Source organism: Nocardia sp. NPDC059240 (genome assembly GCF_042753865.1).
Lineage (GTDB): Bacteria > Actinomycetota > Actinomycetes > Mycobacteriales > Mycobacteriaceae > Nocardia.
The window spans coordinates 676,313-695,360 of sequence record NZ_JBHZAC010000003.1; the positions used below are offsets into that span (position 1 = coordinate 676,313).

A 19,048-nucleotide genomic window follows, 5' to 3' on the forward strand; every position below is an offset into this window, starting at 1 on the left:
AACCTCGGGCACATGACCTATTCCTCCGCGACCGCGATCGTGACGGGTGCCGCTTCCGGCATGGGGCGCGCGCTCGTCACCCGGCTGCTGGCCCAGGGCGCGGCCGTCTACGCGGTGGATCGCGAAGTCACCGGCCTGGATTCGCTGGCGGCCGGCAGCCGCGGCGACCTCACCACCATGGTCGCCGACGTCACCGACCGCGAGGCCCTCGCCGAAGTCGTGGAACGCGCCGTCGCCGAACACGACCGGCTCGATCTCATGTTCAACAATGCGGGCATCGTGGTCGGCGGCGATTTCGCGGACATGACCGACACCGTCTGGAACACCATCGTCGACGTCAATTTCTGGGGCGTCGTGCACGGCACCCAACTCGCCTACGCGCACATGCTGAAACAGGGCCGCGGGCACATCGTCAACACCGCCAGCAGCGCGGGCGTCATGCCGGTCGCGCGCTCGACCGCCTACGCCGCCACCAAGCACGCCGTCGTCGGCCTGAGCACCTCGCTGCGCGCCGAGGCCGCCGCGCACGGCATCAAGGTCAGCGTGGTGCTGCCGGGGGTCGTCGACACCGGCATCTTCGACAATGCCGTGAACCTGCCCGGCTACAACTACCGCGCCACCATCGACAAACTCCCCTTCGCCAAGGTGACACCCCTGGCCGCCGCCGACGCCATTCTCGACGGTGTCGCGAAGAACAAGCAGTACATCAGTTTTCCCGCATACAACCGGATCATTATCGGGCTCAATCGAATGCTGCCCGATGTGATGGCCCCGATCATCAATCGCGGAGGACGCAAATGAGCCAGCACTATCGCAGTATCGATGTCGGCGAGCCGATGACCCGATTCGCCCGGGGCTGGCACTGCCTCGGACTCGCGGAAACCTTCCGCGACGGACAACCTCACTCGGTCAATGCTTTCGGCACCAAGATCGTGATCTGGTCCGACAGCAAGGGCGAATTGCACGCCCTCGACGGCTACTGCCGGCACATGGGCGCGGATCTCGCCTACGGCAGCGTCAAGGACGACAATATCGCCTGCCCCTTCCACGATTGGCGCTGGCGCGGCGACGGCAAATGCGCCGCCATTCCCTACGCGCGCCGCGTTCCGCCGTTGGCGCGCACCCGATCCTGGACCACCTGCGAGGAGAACGGGCAGTTCTTCGTCTGGAACGACCCGGAGGGCAATCCCCCGCAGCCGGAGGTCGCCATCCCGCACATCGAGGGCATGGGCACCGACGAGTGGAGCCCCTGGGACTGGAACTCGCTGCTCATCGAGGGCGCGCACTGTCGCGAAATCATCGACAACAACGTCGATATGGCGCACTTCTTCTACATCCATTTCGCGTACCCGGTGTACTTCAAGAACGTTTTCGAAGGGCACGTGGCCACCCAGTTCCTGCATTCCAAGGGCCGCCCCGACATCCACGCGAAGTCCAACTATTCGCAGGAGATGTCGCTACTGCGTTCGGAGGCTTCGTATTTCGGGCCCTCCTACATGATCAACTACCTGCACAACGACTTCGGCGACAACACCGTGGAAGTGGCCCTCATCAACTGCCACTACCCCGTCACCCACAATTCCTTCATGCTGCAGTGGGGCGTCAGCGTGCAACGCATCAAGGGCCTCCCCCCGGAGAAGTCCGCCAAACTCGCCAAGGCCTTCGGCAAGAGCTTCGGCGTCGGTTTCCTCCAGGACGTAGAAATCTGGAAACACAAGACCCGCATCGACAATCCCCTCCTCACCCAGGAGGACGGCCCGGTCTACCAACACCGCCGCTGGTACGAACAGTTCTACGTCGACGTCGCCGACATCAAACCCGAAATGACCGACCGCTTCGAATACGAGGTCGACACCACCCTCGCCAACCAGCACTGGGAGGCCGAGGTCGCCGACAACCTCGCGAAACAGGCTGCCGCCCAGGGCAATGGCTCCGCCGAATAGAGCGGTACGAGGCCGGGACGGATCAGCCCAACCGTCCCGGCACCTCGGCTCCCACCTGCGCCCACCGTCCCGACAACGCACGCCAGCTGACGGCGATCAGGCGCAGCAGCATGAAGGCGACCAGACCGGTCCAGATTCCGCCGATGCCCCAGTCGTAGGCGAGGGAGAGCCAGATCATCGGCAGGAAGCCGATCAGCGCCGAACCGAGGGTGGCATTGCGCAGGAACGCCGCGTCGCCGGCGCCGAGCAGGACGCCGTCCAGGGCGAAGACCACACCCGCCACCGGAATCATGGCGACGAAGAACCACCAGACCACATGGGTGCGATCCAGTACCGACGGGTCGGTGGTGAACAGACGCGGGATCACCGAATACCCGGCCGCGAAGAGGGCAGCCAACGCCACCGAGAACATCGCCGACCAGGCCGTGATCCGGCGTGCCAAACCCTGTGCGCCACGGGCGTTTCCGGCTCCCAGCGCGGCACCGACCAGGGTCTGGGCGGCAATGGCGAGCGAATCCAGGGTCAGGGCAAGGAAATTCCAGATCTGCAGGACCAGCTGATGAGCGGCCACCGAGGCCGCGCCGAAACGGGAAGCGACGGCGGCGGCCGAGACGAACGAGGCCTGAAACGCCAGGCTGCGCACGATCAGATCCCGGCCGAGCACCAACTGCGCCTTCATGATCGTGATGTGCGGCGCGAGGGGCACCTTGGCGCGCCACAGGGCGCTCACGAACAGCGCGCCGGAAATCGTCTGGCCCACCAGGTTCGCGATGGCCGAGCCCTCCAGCTCGAGCCGCGGGGCACCCAGCAGGCCATGCACCAGCAGCGGGCACAGAATTGCTGAAATCACCAGTCCGGCAAGCACGTACAACAATGGCCGCCGAGTCTGCTGGACCCCGCGCATCCACCCGTTCCCGGCCATCGACAGCAAGATCAGCGGCACCCCGAACAGCGCGATCCGCACCCACGACTCCGCCTTGGACGCAATGTCATCCCCGCCCGCGATGGCCCTGGTGATCGGCCCCGCGAAGATCTGCACCACCGCCACGATCGCCAACCCCACCCCCACCGCGATCCAACTGGCCTGCACCCCTTCGATCACGGCCCCGCGCTCATCCCCCGCCCCGTGCCGCCGCGACGCCCGCGCGGTGGTCCCGTAACTCAGGAACGTCAACTGCGAACTGACCTGCGCCAGAACCAAACCCCCGACCGCCAGCCCGGCCAGCGCCAACGCCCCCAACCGCCCCACCACGGCCATATCGAACAGCAGATAGATCGGCTCCGCGACCAACACCCCGAGCGTCGGAATCGCGATCCCCAGAATCCGCCGCGGGCCCGCCGCCGCGGCCTCGGCCCCGCGCGCGGCAGCCAGCATGTCCCGAGCCCCTCCGGTCTGCTGGGACTTCCGGATAGATCCGGGGTCCTCGCCATCGACAATCTCGGTGCTGCTCATCAGCTCACCATCCCACACCGGTACGACGCCCCCACCCAGCCGCGCCGCGCCTGCCGGTCCGCCCTCTTCCGCCCCGAACCAGCACGCCACCAGCGGGTTTCCCGCCCGCACCCGCGCCGAGCCAGTACCGCCGACGGGGCACCGCATGCCCGGCACGGCGCAAATATATGTCCCCCGAATATGTCCCACGTGCGACCTCGGCTCACCGCCAGCCGCCGACGGTGGCACCCCGGCTCCATCCGGGCCTGCTTGCAATCGTGACCGCGATCGCCCGACGCCGCCTATCGCAGAGGCCGATACATAGTTACGCAAACATATGTCAGTGTCCGCATCCAACCGACCGGCCCTATTCCGGTCGGCCCCTGCGGCCGCGAAGGCCACACCGGCAGCGCGATTCGCGGCGCGCCTCGACGACACCACGATTCGCGGGCGTAATCACGTCGACTCCCGACCGCGGCTCGGGCAGGCTGGGCGGCATGGTCGATCTCGAGACAGCAATCGCGGCGGTGACGGTCTATCCGGATCGGGCGCGGGTCACCCGGTCCGGTAAAGCGACGCTCGAGGCGGGTGAGCATCGGATTCGGGTCGCTCCCCTGCCGATGGAACTGCTGCGCGACTCGATTCGCGTGGCCGGGCGGGGCGAGGTGACGGTGCTCGGGGTGGACATTGTCACCGAGCGACAGCCCGAGCCCAGCGATGAGCAGGTGGCCGAACTGACCGCGCGCAGAGACGAAGTCGATGTCGCGCTCACCGAGCTTGCCGACGCGGACAAGGCCGCGGATGCCCGCGTCGAATTCCTGCAACGACTGGTGCAGAAGTCCGCCGGGCAGCTGGCCAAGGCATCGGATGAGCGGGTCGTCGCGTTCGGCGACAGCCTCGAGGCCCAGTACGCCGCCGTCCACGCCGGACGCCGGGAGCGAGCGGGCCTGCGGCAGGACAAGATTCGAGAGAAGAACTCGTTGGAACGGCGGCTGGCCGACCTCGGCCGCAAGAACCGCCCCGACATCCGGGCCGCGGTCATCACCGTCGACGCCGCCCAACCGGCGACCGTCGAACTGGAACTGTCCTACGTGGTGCCGGGCGCGAAATGGTCCAGCACCTACGATTTGCGCATCGACGACAAGGGTTTGAGCCTGCGCTGGTTCGGGCTGGTCAGCCAGCAGACCGGCGAGGACTGGCCCGAATGCCGACTCGAATTGTCCACAGCTCGCCCGGCCGTCGCTCTCGACGTGCCCGAATTGGACCCCTGGTATCTCAGCACCACCCCGCCCGAGCCGACCCGCAGGGCGCGGGCCTCCCGCTCCTACGGCAGCCCGGAAGGCGCTCCCATGCCCGCCGCGATGGCCATGCCCCCGGGCGCGCCCGGCGGGGCACCGCCCATGCCGGCGCCCGCCCCGGTCCGGGAAGCCGTCACCACTGTGGAGCACGGTGCCACGGCCGCAACCTATTCCCCGCAGCGTCCGGTCGCCGTCGCCGCCGACGGGACCGAACACCGCACGCTGATCACCGCTCTCGACCTCGAGGCCGACCTGGATCACGTGACCGCCCCGATCCGCTCCCCCGAGGCGATCCTGCGCGCCACCGCTCGCAACACCTCCGAGCACACCCTGCCCAAGGGCCGCGCGTCGCTGTTCAACGACAGCGAATACGTCGGCGCGACGAACCTCGACATCTGGGCCCCCGGTGAGGAACGCGAACTCGCCCTCGGCGTGGACGACCGCATCCGCGTCGAACGAGAACTGGTGCGCCGCAACGCCTCCAAGGCCACCCTCGGCTCGGCCCGCCGGGTCGAATGGGAGTACACGATCACCGTCGCCAATCACGGCAAGCGCCCCACCACGGTCACCGTCCTGGATCGCCTCCCGGTGGCCCGCGACACCACCGTCACGGTCAAGGAGACGGTGATCAAGCCGCCCGCCGAGCGCGACGAGCTCGGAATCCTCACCTGGAAGCTGAATCTCGACCCGCAGGCCACCTCGGCCATCACCCTCGGCTACCGGGTGGAGGCCCCCAAGGGCGTCACGATCTTCGGCCTGCCGGACTGACACACTCGGTCCGGGCCCGGCGCGGTCGCGGTCAGTCGGCGGGTTGGTCGTCGGATCGGTGCCCGCGCCGGGCATCCCGGTCGAAGATGCCGAGGATCTCGCACGGCTTGCCTTCGGCCCCGAGAGCGTGCGGCATCATGGTGGGAAATTCGGCGGCCTGATTGGTCTCGATGCGGAAGCGGCGGTCGCCGAGCAGCAGGATCGCGGTGCCCGACAGCACGACCAGCCATTCCCGGCCCGGGTGCGCGCGCATCCGGGCCGGGTTGTCCGGCGGCGGGTCGGTGAGCCGCTGCCGGACCACATGCACGCCGGGATCGCCCTTGATGGGCCAGCGCATCGTCTGATGCGAGGCATTGATCATCGGACTGATGACGACATCCTCATCGGCGGTCTCGACCAGTTGGTCCAAGCTGGTGTCCAGCGCGCGAGCCAGGATGACGAGCTGATCGAGCGCGAGGCGGCGCTGTCCGTTCTCGATCCGGCTCAGCGAGGACTGGCTGAGATTGGCCCGCCCGGCCAGTTCCTCCAGCGACCAGCCCTGGGCGACACGCAACGCGCGGATCCGCTGGCGTACGAGGCCGTCCAGGCCGCCATCTTCTTGCGTCATAGGCAAGAGTCTATGCCTCTCATGCAAACAATGCTTATCGTCGCTGGTACGAGCACTTGCGGAGAGGAACCCATGAGTACGAACCAGGCCGAGCAGATACCGGCAACCGGGCTGCAGACACCGGCAACCGGCGCGCAGACACTGTCTACTAACGGGCAGGCACTGTCCATCCAGGCGCAGACAGTGTCTACCGACACCCCCGATCCCCGGCGGCTGCGCGCAATCCTGATCGCCGTCTCGATCGCCCTGATGGCGGTCATCGCCTCGGTGTCCGGACTGAACGTCGCCCAGACCCAGATGGCCGTCGAATTCGGCGCCTCCCAGACCACCATCCTCTGGATCATCAATCTCTACACCCTCGTGCTGGCGGCCCTGCTGCTGCCACTGGGCGCACTCGGTGACCGGTGGGGCCGCAAACCCATGCTGATTACCGGACTGACCGTTTTCGGGGCCGCGAGTGTCGCTGCGGGCCTGGCCCAGTCGACCGAGGTGATGCTGATCGCCCGCGCGGCCGCCGGAATCGGTGCGGCAATGATCATGCCGATCACGCTCGCTGTCATCACCGCGACCTTCCCGCAAGATCAGCGCGGCAAGGCGATCGGCGTCTGGACCGGCGTCGCCGGGGGCGGCGGCATCCTGGGCATGTTCCTGTCGGCACTGCTCGTCGATGTCGCGGATTGGCGATGGCTGTTCGTGCTGCCCGTCGTCCTGGTGCTCGCGGCCTTGGCGATGACCCTGCGATCGGTGCCCAATTCCCGTGCGCACTCCCCACATTCGTTCGACGGTGTGGGCGCACTGCTGTCGGCCGTCGCCGTGGTCGGTCTGATCCTGGTCCTGCAGGAAGGCCCGGAACGCGGCTGGACCGCGCCCGTGACAGTGATCGGTCTCGCCACCGGGCTCCTCGCCGCCGTCGGCTTCATCGTCTGGGAGTTGCGACGCCGCGACGCCGCACTACTGGACGTGCGCCTGTTCCGCGAGCGCGGACTCGCGGGCGGATCACTCACGCTGCTGGTGGTTTTCGGCGTACAGGCCGGTATCGCCGTCGTCCTGTTCCCGTTCTTCCAAGCCGTGCTCGGTTGGTCGGGTCTGCTGTCCACGGTGGCGATGCTGCCGCTGGCCGTGATGATGATGGCGACCTCGGGCCTGGCCCCGAAACTGGCCGCCCGCATCGGCTCCCGCGCCACCATCGCCACCGGAATCGCCTTCGCCGCCGCGGGTTCGGCACTGATGGCCGTCTTCGTCTCGGTCGACGGCGGCTACCTCCCCGTGCTGCCCGGACTGCTCGCCATGGGTATCGGCATGGGCCTGTCGATGACCCCCGCCACCGAGGCCATCACCGGCTCCCTGCCCCGCGAGCAGCAGGGCGTAGCCTCCGCACTCAATGACGTCACCCGCGAATTCGGTACCGCACTCGGCGTCGCACTGCTGGGCGCACTGGTATCGGCGGGCTACCGCAACGCCATCGCCCCACGCCTACAAGGCATTCCGGCCGCCGCCGCGAACACCGCCCGAGAGGGCATCGCGAACGCCGTCGACGTGGCCGCCAGCACCGGCCCACACGCGCAAAACCTGATCCACGCCGCCCAACAGTCCTTCATCGACGGCTGGCAGCAGGCCATGTGGGCGGGCGTCGCCGTCATGGTCGCCCTGTTCGCCTTCGTCCTCGTGCGTGGCGTCGGCCGACCGGACTGACCCTCAGATCAGGTCGACGGCTTCCAGACCGTCGAAGACTGTTTCGGCGGTCTGGTACATCACGCGCATTTCCAGTGCGGTCGCATCGTGCAGCGCCGGAGTTCCGAGCGCCAGGCCATTGGCGAAGGAAACCCCGCGCACGCTCTGGAACATGACGTAGCTGGTCGCGTTCTCACCCAGCACCGAGTCGAGGGCGGGGCCCACGAAGTAGGCGTGGAAGAAGTCGGCAAGCTTCGCGCCGTACACGGCGTCCAGATCGGCGGTGATGTGGTTGGTGGTCGCGATGAGCGAGTCGCCGATGACGAAGAAGTCCCGGGTGTGCGCGGCAAGGGTTCCGGTGGCGGCGATGGCCTCCGGGAAGTCGATGTGCAGGTGCGCGTCGAGCGCCGCGGCGGCCACGCGCCCGGGCGAACGGGCCGGGTCCGCGGCCAGGTCGTAATAGCGCGCCCACTCCGGCGTGACGGTACCGCCGGTCAGATTGCTGTGCAGATTCACCAGGTAGATCCGGAAGAATTCGGCGCTGACCGCGCGGGCCCAGGCCGGATCGTCGAAGTTGCCCTGATCCAGAACCGGGTTCGCGTCGCGCAGGATATTGCGATAGAAGATCGCGAAGATGCCGCGGCGATCGTGTGCGCCCGCGAAGATCTCGGCGATCCGTTCCATGCGGCGCTGACCGTCGTGCAGGTCGGCCACGGTGGCGGGGTCGGACAGCGCGACCAACTCGGCGCTCTCGGCCGCGGCGAGGGCACGCGCGACGCTCGGTCCGGCGGGTGTGATGACCCCGGCGGAACCGCTGGGCGCGGCCGGATCGGCGGCAGCGGTGGCGGCGGAGGCGGCGGTGATCGCGGTGGCGATCGCCAGCACGAGGGCGAAGCGGGTGGCTTGAACCATGACTGTTGTGACTCCCAAAGACGAATGTTCCCAGGGAGTCTGCCGACAGCGCTATTTCATAGCAAATTGCGATAATCGCTGATCCGGGCCCTGATCGGAGTCGAACCATGCGGCGGCACAAGGAGATCCGGATCCGGTTGTCACAGTGCCACGCGAGCCCGCCGGTGCGGTGATTCACGCCCCGCACGGACGGTGGGCTCAGTCACTCAAGCGGGCTTTGAGAGCCTCGAGCAGGGTGTCCAGGTGGCCGGCGGTGGAATAGCCTGCGGCGTAGCGGTGTCCGCCGCCGCCGAGGGCGGTGGCTACGCAGGCGACGTCTACGCCGGGGGTGCCGTCGGGGTTGGCGTGGGAGCGCAGGGAGACCGTCCAGTAGTCGGGGGCGGTGCGGGATTCCTTGAAGACGGCGGCGACTTGGGCTTCGGCGGTGGTTCGGATCAGGTCGATGACGGATTCGACTTCTTCGGAGCGGACGGCTTCGGTGTCCTCGCGGCGGACTACCGCGTAGACCAGGCCCGCGCCCTTCGCCGCGTCGGGGAGGACCTGCGCCGAGGACAGGACTCGCGACAGCATTGGGAGCCAGGCGAAGGGGTGGGTGTCCATGAGGGTGCGGGTGATGGCGGCGGCGTCGATGCCGGTGGCGATCAGGCGTTCGGCCAGGGCGTGGGAGCCGGGGCGGACCCATTTGAAAGAGCCGGTGTCGGTGACCAATCCGGCGTAGAGGCAGTGTGCGATATCGCGGTCGATGGGTTCGCCCCAGGCGTCCAGGACGCGGGCGATGACGCCGGCGGTGGATTCGGCGTTCTCGTCGATGACGTTGACCTTGCCGAATCGGGTGTTGGAGCGGTGGTGGTCGATGACCAAAGTTGTTGCGGCGCCGTCCAATCGGTCACGCAGCACGCCGAGGCGACCGGCGCTGCCGCAGTCCACGGAGACCAGCACGTCGACCTCGCGCGGCACCTTGTCGGCGGGCACCAGCAGGTCGGTGGCGGGCAGCGACCGCATGGAGACCGGCAGTTCGGCCGGTTCGGCGAAGGCGACGACGACCGGGACCCCGCGTCGACGCAGCACCTGCGCCAACGCCAGCCCGCTGCCGACGGTGTCGGCATCGGGCTGGACGTGGCAGAGAATCGTCACCGATTTCGCGCGGTCGAGAATCTCGACGGCGGGAGTGACATCAACGGGGGTCACGGCAGGTCAGGCTTCGCCGTCTGCTTCGTCCTCGTCGGACTTGTACGGGTCGGCCTCACCGGCGTAGCTCGCGCCCACCGACACCTGCGCCACGCGGGCGTCGACGGCACGGGCCTTGGCCAGCAGCTCTTCCATCTCGCGTGCCGCCTCGGGCACCTTGTCGAGCTTGAACGCCAGCGTCGGGGTGAACTTCACCCCGGTGCCCGCGCCGACCTTGGACCGCAGGATGCCGGCGGCCTTGGCCAGACCGGCGGCGGCCTCGGCGTAGTCGGGTTCGGCGTCGATGGTTTCACCCATGACGGTGTAGAAAATTGTTGCCTCACGCAGGTCACCGGTCACTTTTGCGTCGGTGACGGTGACGAACCGCAGTCGCGGATCCTTGATCTCGTACTCGATCGCGGTAGCCACGATCGACGAGATGCGCTTTGCGAGTCGGCGTGCTCGAGCCTGGTCAGCCATGCCGAGCCTCCTCACTTCTTCAGTCTTCGGGTCCGAAGATGCGGCGGCGTACTGCCAGCAACTCTAACTCCGGACGATTGGCGATGTGCCGTTCACACTTGTCCAGCACCTCGGTCAGGTGGTTCATGCCGTAGCTGACCATTGCCACACCGAGCAAGGTCCGTCGATAACGGTCATGATCTCCGCCCTCGGTGACACTCACGTCGAACCGTTTCAGGTCGGCCATGATCGGGCGAATGACAGAGCGCTTCTCCTTCAGTGAATGAACATCACCGAGCAAGATATCGAACTCGAGCGCTCCGAAAAACATCTTTTCAGTCATATGAACGCGCCCCGGGAAATGCGCGCACCGTTACCCGGAAAGGGCTGGGACACTTCAAAAACAAGGCCACAACCCCGCCGGACCCGAAGGCCCGGCGGGATCGTGTAAAGCTTCCTAGTCGCGCGGCTTCTCCCGCAGCTCGTAGGCCTCGATGATGTCACCTTCACGAATGTCGTTGAAGGTCAGCGTGATACCGCATTCGTAGCCTTCACGAACCTCGGTCACGTCATCCTTCTCGCGACGCAGCGACGCGATGGTCACCGTCTCCGCGACAACGACGTTGTCACGCAGCAGGCGCGCCTTGGCATTGCGCTTGACCGACCCGGAGGTGATCCAGCAACCGGCGATGTTGCCGAACTTGGAGGAACGGAAGATCTGACGGATCTCCGCCCGACCCAGCTCGTGCTCCTCGTAGATCGGCTTGAGCAGACCCTTGAGGGCCTTCTCGATCTCGTCGATCGCCTGGTAGATGACCGAGTAGTAGCGGATGTCCACGCCTTCGCGGTTCGCCAGCTCTGTCGCCTTGCCCTCGGCACGGACGTTGAAGCCGATGATGATCGCGTTGGAGGCCGACGCCAGGTTGACGTTGGTCTCGGTGACGCCACCGACACCGCGGTCGATGACGCGCAGACGCACCTCGTCGCCGACATCGATACCGAGCAGCGCCTCTTCGAGGGCCTCGACGGTACCGGAGTTGTCGCCCTTGAGGATCAGGTTCAGCTCCGAAGTCTCCTTCAGAGCGGCATCCAGATCTTCCAGGGAGATCCGCTTGCGGCTGCGCGCGGCCAGGGCGTTGCGCTTGCGAGCGTTGCGGCGATCGGCGATCTGACGCGCGATCCGGTCTTCCTCGACCACGAGCAGGTTGTCGCCTGCACCCGGCACCGAGGTGAAACCGATGACCTGGACGGGCCGCGACGGCAGGGCCGCCACGACATCGTCGCCGTGCTCGTCGACCATGCGGCGGACGCGACCGTAGGCGTCACCCGCCACGATCGAGTCGCCGACCCGCAGGGTGCCGCGCTGGATCAGCACGGTCGCCACGGGGCCACGGCCACGGTCGAGGTGGGCTTCGATGGCCACACCCTGCGCGTCCATGTCCGGGTTCGCCCGCAGATCCAGCGAAGCGTCGGCGGTCAGGACGACCGCCTCGAGCAGCGATTCGATGTTCGTGCCCTGCTTGGCGGAGATGTCGACGAACATGGTCTCGCCACCGTATTCCTCGGCGACCAGACCGTATTCGGTCAGCTGCTGGCGAATCTTCTGCGGATTCGCGCCTTCCTTATCGATCTTGTTGACCGCCACCACGATCGGCACATCCGCGGCCTGCGCGTGGTTGATGGCCTCCACCGTCTGCGGCATGACGCCGTCGTCGGCCGCGACCACGAGGATCGCGATATCGGTGGCCTTCGCACCACGGGCACGCATGGCGGTGAACGCCTCGTGACCGGGGGTATCGATGAAGGTGATGAGACGCTCTTCGCCGTTGACCTCGGAGAGCACCTGGTAGGCGCCGATGTGCTGGGTGATACCGCCGGCCTCGCCCTCACGGACGTTGGCCTTACGGATGGTGTCCAGCAGTCGGGTCTTACCGTGGTCGACGTGACCCATGACGGTCACGACCGGCGGACGGATCTGCAGGTCTTCCTCGTCGCCGTCGTCCTCGCCGTAGGTGAGGTCGAAGTTGGCGAGCAGCTCGCGGTCCTCGTCCTCCGGGGAGACCACGTGCACGACGTAGTTCATCTCCGAACCCAGCAGCTCGAGGGTCTCCTCGTTCACCGACTGGGTAGCGGTGACCATCTCACCGAGGTTGAACAACGCCTGTACCAGCGAGGCCGGGTTGGCGCCGATCTTCTCGGCGAAGTCCGACAGCGAGGCGCCACGGGCGAGGCGAACGATCTCGCCGTTGCCGCGGGGCAGCCGCACGCCACCGGCGATCGGAGCCTGCTGGTTCTCGTACTCGGCGCGCTTCGCCCGCTTCGACTTACGGCCCTTGCGGGGCGCGCCACCGGGACGACCGAAGGCACCCGCGGCACCGCCACGACCACCACCGGAACCGGGACGACCACCGCCGCCACCGCCACCGGGACGACCGCGGAAACCACCGGGAGCACCGGTGTTACCGCCCGCACCCGCACCGGCACCAGCGCCGGCACCGGGAGCGCCGCCGCCGCGGTAGCCACCGCCACCGCCGCCTCCGGGACGACCGCCACCGGCACCGCCGGGACCACCCGGACGCGCCGGACGACCGGCACCGCCGCCACCGGGACCACCGGCCGGACGCTGAGCGCGCGCCGGCATGGCACCGGGGTTAGGACGAGGAGGCATCGAGCCGGGGCTCGGACGCGGACCACCGGGACGGGGTCCACCCTGACCGGCGGCCGGACGCGGACCACCCTGGCCCGGAGCCGGACGCGGACCGCCCTGACCCGGAGCCGGACGCGGACCACCCTGGCCGGGACCCGGACGGGCACCGCCCTGCTGCTGACCGGGACGCGGACCGCCCTGCTGCTGACCACCCGGACGGGGGCCACCGGGGCGCGGACCGCCCTGTTGCTGTCCACCCTGCTGCTGGCCACCCGGACGGGGGGCCGGGCGCGGAGCGGGACGCTCCGGAGCCGACGAGAAGGGGTTGTTGCCGACGCGCGGCGCCTTCGGACCCGGCTTCGGACCGGCCGGACGCGGCGCGGCCGACGGGCTCGGAGCCGCAGCGTTCGAGGCCGCGGCATTCGGAGCCGCAGCGTTCGGCTGCGGAGCCGCCGCCGGACGCGGAGCCGGCTGCGCGGGACGCGGGGCGTCCGGACGCGGGGCCGGGGTCGCCGGGGCGGAAGACGCTGCGGGAGCGACGTTTTCACGCACGACGGGCTTGGGCGCGGGGCCCGGGCGAACCGCCGGTGCGGGGTTGGGTGCCTCGGTGCGGGCGGCCGGGGCCACCTGCTCCGCCGCGACCGGGGTCACGGGCTTGGGCGCTGCGGGGGCCGGAGCCGGGGCCGGGGCGGGAGCCGCCGGACGCGGACCGGGACGCGGACCGGCACCCGGGGTCGCCGGCTTGGCCGCCGGACGCGGGGCACCGTCACCACTGGGCCTGGGGGACGCCGACTTGGCGTTTCCATTGGCGGGGGCGCTCTTGGGTGCGAGCGACTCCCGCAGACGACGCGCGACGGGTGCTTCCACCGTCGAGCTCGCCGACTTCACGAACTCGCCCTGCTCCTTGAGCCGCGCGAGTAGTTCTTTGCTCGTGACACCGAGTTCTTTAGCCAACTCGTGCACGCGGGCCTTGCCTGCCACTGCTCTCCTCACTCAGAGGTCGAGCGCGGCAGCCCGTTTCACGACGGGACGCGCGCACGACCTCGACTAATTTCGAAGGCCGATCATTTCTGGGACTTCACGGTGTGCTCATGAGTTCTCGTGCCTGTTCTCTACGTAATGCTCCAGGGCTGAGATATCCAGATGTCCGGACACTCGTAGTGCTCTGCCGATTGCTCGACGCCGAACTGCTTGACTCAGACAAGCGGAAGTGGGGTGCAACCACGCACCCCGTCCGGGAAGTCTGCGCCGCGGATCCGGAACGACCACAATCGTCTGCCCAGTTTCGACAGACCCTTGCGCCACGACCCGCATCAGATCGGCAGCCAGCTCGCGTTGCCGACATCCGATGCAGGTCCGGACGGGTGTTGATCTTGCTGACACCCGTTCGGCACGCAGAGAAGCCGACGACTCGCGCTGAGCCTTCGTCCACTCTACCGCTGTCACGTCCCGATCTCCGCATCCGTACCCCTTGGAAGTTACCAACCTGTCATCCGAGGGGTCTGTTTCACAAATCTCGGGAGCGACCGGGCCGGATGAATCCGGCAAGATCAACCCCGGTGGGCCTCGCCGCCACCGGCCGCCGCGGCCGGGCGCACACCGCCCTGCATATCCGGTGCCGCATCAGAGCGAATGTCGATCCGCCAGCCCGTCAGCCGGGCCGCCAGGCGGGCATTCTGGCCCTCCTTGCCGATGGCCAGGGAGAGCTGGAAGTCCGGAACCACCACCCGCGCGGCGCGGGCGTCGGGGTCGACGATGGTGACCGAAACAACTTTCGAGGGGGACAGCGCATTCCCGACGAAAGTGGCCGGATCATCGGCGAAGTCGATGATGTCGATCTTCTCGCCGGCCAGTTCGCTCATCACGTTGCGCACGCGCTGACCCATCGGGCCGATGCACGCGCCCTTGGCATTGACGCCGGGGACGGTGGAACGCACCGCGATCTTGGAGCGGTGCCCGGCCTCGCGCGCCACGGCCACGATCTCCACCGAGCTGTCGGCGATCTCGGGGACCTCCAGCGCGAACAGGCGGCGCACCAGGTTGGGGTGGGTGCGCGAGAGGGTGATCTGCGGGCCGCGCGGGCCACGGGAGACACCGACCACGTAGCACTTGATGCGGTCGCCGTGCTCGTAGGTCTCGCCCGGCACCTGCTCGGCGGGCGGGATGACCCCTTCCGCGCCATGGGCTTCGGAGCCGATGCGGACCACGATGGTGCCGCGGGCGTTCATCCGGGCGTCGCGCTGCACGACACCGCCGACGATGTCGCCCTCGTGGGTGGCGAATTCGCCGAAGGACTTCTCGTTCTCGGCGTCACGCAGGCGCTGCAGCACGACCTGGCGGGCGGTGGTGGCGGCGATGCGGCCGAAACCTTCGGGGGTGTCGTCCCATTCGGAGATGACATTGCCGTCGGCGTCGACCTCGCGGGCCATCACGCGCACGACACCGGTCTTCTGGTTGATGTCGATGCGGGCGTTGGCCTGGTGGCCGTCGGTGTGCCGGTAGGCGGTCAGCAAGGCGGACTCGATCGCGGAGATCACGGTCTCCATCGAGATCCCCTTGTCGGCGACAATCGCGCGCAGGGCTTCGATTTCGATGTTCATTCCACGATCCCTTCGGTCAGTGAATCGGATTCTGCTGCTGCATCTTCGGTGGTTGCGTCGGACTCGGTGGTGTCCTCCGGCGCGCCGGGCTGCGGGCGGCCCGGTGCGACTCCCCCTGCCAGTTCCAGTTCGGCCGCGCCGGGTGGATTGAATTCCACTTGGACGACGGCGGATTGGATGTCGGCCAGCGGCACCGTCACCCGGTGTGGCTTCCGCTTGCCGCCGAGGACCAGCGCGATATCGGTGTCGGTGGCGACGCCGACGCGGGCCTCGAAGGTGGTCTTGCCCTTCTCCTCCGGTGATTCGACGCCGGGGCACAGGACGATCTTGACCTTGCGGCCCTGGGCGCGCTGCCAGTGGCGCAGGGCGGTGAGCGGGCGGTCGACGCCGGGGGTGGTGATCTCGAGCAGGTACGGGGTTTCGCCGAAGTCACCGGCGTCGTCGAGGGCCTGCGAGATGTCCGAGCTCAGGTCCGCGACGGCGTCCAGGTCGGCGGAGCCGTCGCTGTCGACGGTCACGGTGACCTTGGCGTGTGCTGTACCGGCAGCCGAAAGCGCGACGCCTTCGAGGTCGAATCCTCGGCGTTCGACGAGCTCAGCTACTAGCTGGCTCACCCTTTCCTCGGTCGGCATCGGCATATGGGGCGGCTCCTGGTTCAGTTGTCACGGGTGAAGTTGTCGGTGTTCGTACTGGTTGGCACGGTCGGCGAGCTCATTTCGCCCTCGGGAGGGCGGATTCGGCGAAATACCGTGCCGGAGATCTAGCGTAACGCGCGGAAAGAGTGTAAAGGACCAGCCAACTCGCTCGAGTTCGGCATGGTCGGCGCTGCGGTGCCTGCGGCGTGTCCACTCGCGACGCGCCAGTGACGGTTGCCCGTCGTTCCAGATCACAGGGTATCTGACCGCCCTCGCGCAGCAAGCCGTCGGCGACGGCTGGCACCATGTATGCCGTGCCCAGCAGTCAGAGCGGCCATCCGGCCGGTGTAGTCGGTTTCACGGTCCCGAGGGATCGTGTCGGAGCCGCCCAACCCTCGCCCGAGCCTCCCTTCAGTGCCGTGAATCGCCGGGTCGCCTTGCGGCTGGCCGGTGGGGGCGCGCTGGCGGTGGCGACCGTGGGCGCGCTGGCCGCCTGCGCGCAGGACGACAAGCCGAAGCCGCCGGATCCGCTGATCGCACAGGAGACTTCGGCCCGCACGGACGCCGCGGCCGCCACCGCCGCGATCGCGACCAGCCCCGACAAGGCCGGGGCGCTGCAGATCATCGCCACCCAGCGCACCGCGCACGCCGATGCGCTGCGCACCGAAATCGACCGTGCCGTAGGCGTTTACGGTGACGGCACGCTGCCCAGCCATCGCACCCCGCCGGTCACCCCGACCGCGCCGGTGCCACCGCCCGCCGTGGCCGCGCTGCGCACGCAGTTGCAGCAGTCGCAGCGCACGGCCGCCGACCTGTCGGTCCAGCTCTCCGGCTATCGCGCCGGTCTCCTTTCTTCGATCAGCGCGTCCTGCGCCACGCACGCGGGGGTTCTCCTGGCATGACCACGACCGACCAGCAGGCACTCATCGATGCGTTGAGCGCCGAATACGCCGCTGTCTACGCCTACGGCGTGATCGCCGCCTACGCCAACCACGACCGCGACAAACTCGTCGCCGAATACACGGCATCCCATCGCGCCCGCCGCGACGCCACCATCGACGCCCTCGCAGCCTCCGGCGCAACGGTCCCCGAACCCGCCGCCGCCTACACCTCCCCCATCCCCGTCAACGACCCCATCCCCGCCGCCAAACTCGCGGTCACCGTCGAATCCGACACCGCCGCCGCCTGGTACACCGTCGTCCAGCACGCAACCACCTCCGACCTGCGCCGCACCGGCCTCGACGCCCTCACCGAATGCGCCCTGCGCCTAGCCACCTGGCAGTCCGTCCTCGGCACCAACCCCGCCACGATCGCATTCCCCGGCAAACCCTGACCCGAGTGTTGGTCACCGGAAATTCGCTCAGGCGTACTTGACGTTTGTGTGCGCGACCCTGGCCGGGCACTCTGGGGGCCTAGGGTCCTGGCGGCGCGGCTTTTCGTATTTTCCTGCCGCGCAACCGTATTCGGTGCCGGGTCAAGGGAGATGTTGTGGCGGTGGATGTTGCGCGGGAAGAGAAGGCGCTGCGGGAGGTGACCGATCGCCTGGTCGAGGACTATGGCGAGGCGCATCCGGCGGAGCGGGTCGAGGCCGTGGTGGGTGCGGTGCGCAAGCGGTTCGAGGGGCATTCGGTGCGGGATTTCGTACCGATTCTCGTCGAGCGGATTGCGCGGCGCGAGTTGGATCCGACGCGGACGAAAACCGCTGCGGTGCAGGTGGATTTGTCGAAGTCGGGGCCGAGCGGCCCGGCGGCGGACACCACGAACGTGTTCGCGGCGGTCGCGGGACGTTTCGTGCCGGTGCGTTTGTCGGAGCACAAGCGGACGCTGGGCGTCGTCGCGGCCGGGGCCGCCGTCGTGCTGGCGGTCGGCGTGGCGTTCGCGGTGCAGCAGTCGGATTCGCCGTCGGCGACCACGGCCGCACCCGCGTTGACGACCGTGCACGGGGTGGTGGGGTCGGAGAAGTCGGCCTTCTTCGACGATCCGAAGGTCGCCGACGCGCTGGCCAAGCACGGGCTGAAGGTCGATGTGGAGCCCGCCGGGTCGCGGCAGATCGCGACCTCGGTGGATTTGGGCAAGTTCGATTTCGCGTTCCCGTCGAGTTCCGCCGCGGCGGAGCTGGTGCAGCGCAAGAGTGGGGTGACCGGCAAGTATGTGCCGTTCTCCTCCCCCATGGCGATCGCCACCTTCAAGCCGATCGCCGATCTGCTGACCCAGGCCGGGATCGTGGCGCCCGGCGCGACAACGACTTTCGACGTCGAGAAGTATCTGTCGCTGGCGGAGAAGGGGGTGCAGTGGAATCAGCTCGAGGGCAACTCGACGTACGCGGTGCCCAAGAACGTGCTGGTCTCCACCACCGATCCGCGCACCTCGAATTCCGCCGCCATGTATCTGGCGGTGACCGCCTATGTCGCCAACGACAACACGATCGTGCGTGGCGCGAAGGCGGAAGACTATGCGGTGTCCCGGGTTTCGCGCCTGTTCACCCGACAGGGTTACACCGAGGCGAGCAGTGACGGCCCGTTCAAGGACTACCTGTCCAACGGCATGGGCACGGTGCCGATGGCCTGGATCTACGAGGCCCAGTACGTCGACGCGGCGGTACACAACCAGCTCAAGCCGGACATGGTCCTGATGTACCCGAAGCCGACGGTCATGTCCCAGCACACCGTGGTCCCCCTCAACGACAAGGGCGACCGGCTCGGCAAGCTGCTCACCACCGACCCGGACCTGCAGCGTCTGGCCGCCGAGCACGGCTTCCGCCCCACCGACACCACCCTGTTCACGAATGTGACCGCCGCCCATCAGGTTCCGGTCGACATCAACCTCGTCAACCAGGTCACCCCACCCGACTACGACACCCTCGAACACCTCCTCGACGGCGTCGCCAAGTCCTACAACTGACGCCCTGC

17 protein-coding genes are annotated in these 19,048 nt (G+C 68.0%); 7 read left to right on the forward strand and 10 right to left on the reverse strand.

Annotated features, from left to right (window positions below; all coding sequences use genetic code 11):
- The first annotated feature begins 12 nt into the window (after positions 1-12).
- Both ACFXHA_RS13415 and ACFXHA_RS13420 read left to right on the forward strand, forming a co-directional pair.
- Positions 13-801 carry an SDR family NAD(P)-dependent oxidoreductase gene (locus ACFXHA_RS13415; protein WP_379356209.1) on the forward strand — a complete coding sequence of 263 codons (789 nt, stop codon included), beginning with the start codon at positions 13-15 and terminating at the stop codon, positions 799-801.
- Positions 798-1,943, forward strand: a complete 1,146-nt coding sequence (locus tag ACFXHA_RS13420) for a Rieske 2Fe-2S domain-containing protein (RefSeq protein ID WP_379356211.1) — start codon at positions 798-800, stop codon at positions 1,941-1,943. Before ACFXHA_RS13415 ends, ACFXHA_RS13420 begins: the two co-directional genes overlap by 4 nt.
- Before the next feature lie 22 nt (positions 1,944-1,965).
- Here ACFXHA_RS13420 and ACFXHA_RS13425 read toward each other — a convergent pair whose 3' ends face one another.
- The gene (locus ACFXHA_RS13425) at positions 1,966-3,318 is read right to left on the reverse strand and encodes an MATE family efflux transporter (RefSeq protein ID WP_379356679.1); all 1,353 of its coding nucleotides are present in this window, start codon (positions 3,316-3,318) and stop codon (positions 1,966-1,968) included.
- A gap of 554 nt (positions 3,319-3,872) precedes the next feature.
- Here ACFXHA_RS13425 and ACFXHA_RS13430 point away from each other — a divergent pair.
- The gene (locus ACFXHA_RS13430) at positions 3,873-5,441 is read left to right on the forward strand and encodes a mucoidy inhibitor MuiA family protein (RefSeq protein WP_379356213.1); all 1,569 of its coding nucleotides are present in this window, start codon (positions 3,873-3,875) and stop codon (positions 5,439-5,441) included.
- 31 nt (positions 5,442-5,472) lie between these two features.
- Here ACFXHA_RS13430 and ACFXHA_RS13435 read toward each other — a convergent pair whose 3' ends face one another.
- Complete coding sequence (locus tag ACFXHA_RS13435) at positions 5,473-6,048, reverse strand: helix-turn-helix domain-containing protein (protein WP_379356215.1); 576 nt, start codon at positions 6,046-6,048, stop codon at positions 5,473-5,475.
- 72 nt (positions 6,049-6,120) lie between these two features.
- Here ACFXHA_RS13435 and ACFXHA_RS13440 point away from each other — a divergent pair, with 72 nt between their 5' ends.
- Positions 6,121-7,740 (forward strand): MFS transporter, encoded by a 1,620-nt coding sequence (locus tag ACFXHA_RS13440; protein ID WP_379356217.1) that lies wholly within the window; start codon positions 6,121-6,123, stop codon positions 7,738-7,740.
- Positions 7,741-7,743: 3 nt separating this feature from the next.
- On the opposite strand, the gene ACFXHA_RS13445 is transcribed toward ACFXHA_RS13440, so the two are convergent.
- The 8 genes from ACFXHA_RS13445 to rimP all read right to left on the reverse strand — a co-directional run bounded on the left by ACFXHA_RS13445 (position 7,744) and on the right by rimP (position 16,142).
- Positions 7,744-8,631, reverse strand: a complete 888-nt coding sequence (locus ACFXHA_RS13445; protein WP_379356219.1) for a DUF5995 family protein — start codon at positions 8,629-8,631, stop codon at positions 7,744-7,746.
- Positions 8,632-8,829: 198 nt separating this feature from the next.
- Positions 8,830-9,819: a bifunctional oligoribonuclease/PAP phosphatase NrnA gene (locus ACFXHA_RS13450; protein ID WP_379356221.1), complete on the reverse strand. Its 990-nt coding sequence runs from the start codon at positions 9,817-9,819 to the stop codon at positions 8,830-8,832.
- Between the two features lie 6 nt (positions 9,820-9,825).
- Positions 9,826-10,278: a 30S ribosome-binding factor RbfA gene (gene rbfA / locus ACFXHA_RS13455; protein ID WP_379356223.1), complete on the reverse strand. Its 453-nt coding sequence runs from the start codon at positions 10,276-10,278 to the stop codon at positions 9,826-9,828.
- Positions 10,279-10,297: 19 nt separating this feature from the next.
- Entirely contained in the window at positions 10,298-10,588 is a 291-nt protein-coding gene (locus ACFXHA_RS13460) for a DUF503 domain-containing protein (protein WP_379356681.1), read from the reverse strand.
- A 126-nt stretch (positions 10,589-10,714) separates the two neighbouring features.
- A complete protein-coding gene (gene infB / locus ACFXHA_RS13465) occupies positions 10,715-13,885 on the reverse strand; it encodes a translation initiation factor IF-2 (protein WP_379356225.1) in 3,171 nt (1,056 codons plus the stop codon).
- Between the two features lie 108 nt (positions 13,886-13,993).
- Positions 13,994-14,302, reverse strand: a complete 309-nt coding sequence (locus tag ACFXHA_RS13470; RefSeq protein WP_379356683.1) for a YlxR family protein — start codon at positions 14,300-14,302, stop codon at positions 13,994-13,996.
- Between the two features lie 152 nt (positions 14,303-14,454).
- A complete protein-coding gene (nusA, locus tag ACFXHA_RS13475) occupies positions 14,455-15,504 on the reverse strand; it encodes a transcription termination factor NusA (protein ID WP_379356227.1) in 1,050 nt (349 codons plus the stop codon).
- Positions 15,501-16,142 (reverse strand): ribosome maturation factor RimP, encoded by a 642-nt coding sequence (rimP, locus tag ACFXHA_RS13480; protein ID WP_379356229.1) that lies wholly within the window; start codon positions 16,140-16,142, stop codon positions 15,501-15,503. The genes nusA and rimP overlap by 4 nt, the downstream gene beginning before the upstream one ends.
- A gap of 416 nt (positions 16,143-16,558) precedes the next feature.
- Here rimP and ACFXHA_RS13485 point away from each other — a divergent pair, with 416 nt between their 5' ends.
- The 3 genes from ACFXHA_RS13485 (at position 16,559) to ACFXHA_RS13495 (ending at position 19,040) form a co-directional block, all read left to right on the forward strand.
- Positions 16,559-17,041: a hypothetical protein gene (locus ACFXHA_RS13485; RefSeq protein ID WP_379356231.1), complete on the forward strand. Its 483-nt coding sequence runs from the start codon at positions 16,559-16,561 to the stop codon at positions 17,039-17,041.
- A complete protein-coding gene (locus tag ACFXHA_RS13490) occupies positions 17,038-17,472 on the forward strand; it encodes a ferritin-like domain-containing protein (RefSeq protein WP_379356233.1) in 435 nt (144 codons plus the stop codon). The genes ACFXHA_RS13485 and ACFXHA_RS13490 overlap by 4 nt, the downstream gene beginning before the upstream one ends.
- 155 nt (positions 17,473-17,627) lie before the next feature.
- Positions 17,628-19,040 carry a three-helix bundle dimerization domain-containing protein gene (locus tag ACFXHA_RS13495; protein ID WP_379356235.1) on the forward strand — a complete coding sequence of 471 codons (1,413 nt, stop codon included), beginning with the start codon at positions 17,628-17,630 and terminating at the stop codon, positions 19,038-19,040.
- The last annotated feature ends 8 nt before the right edge of the window (positions 19,041-19,048 follow it).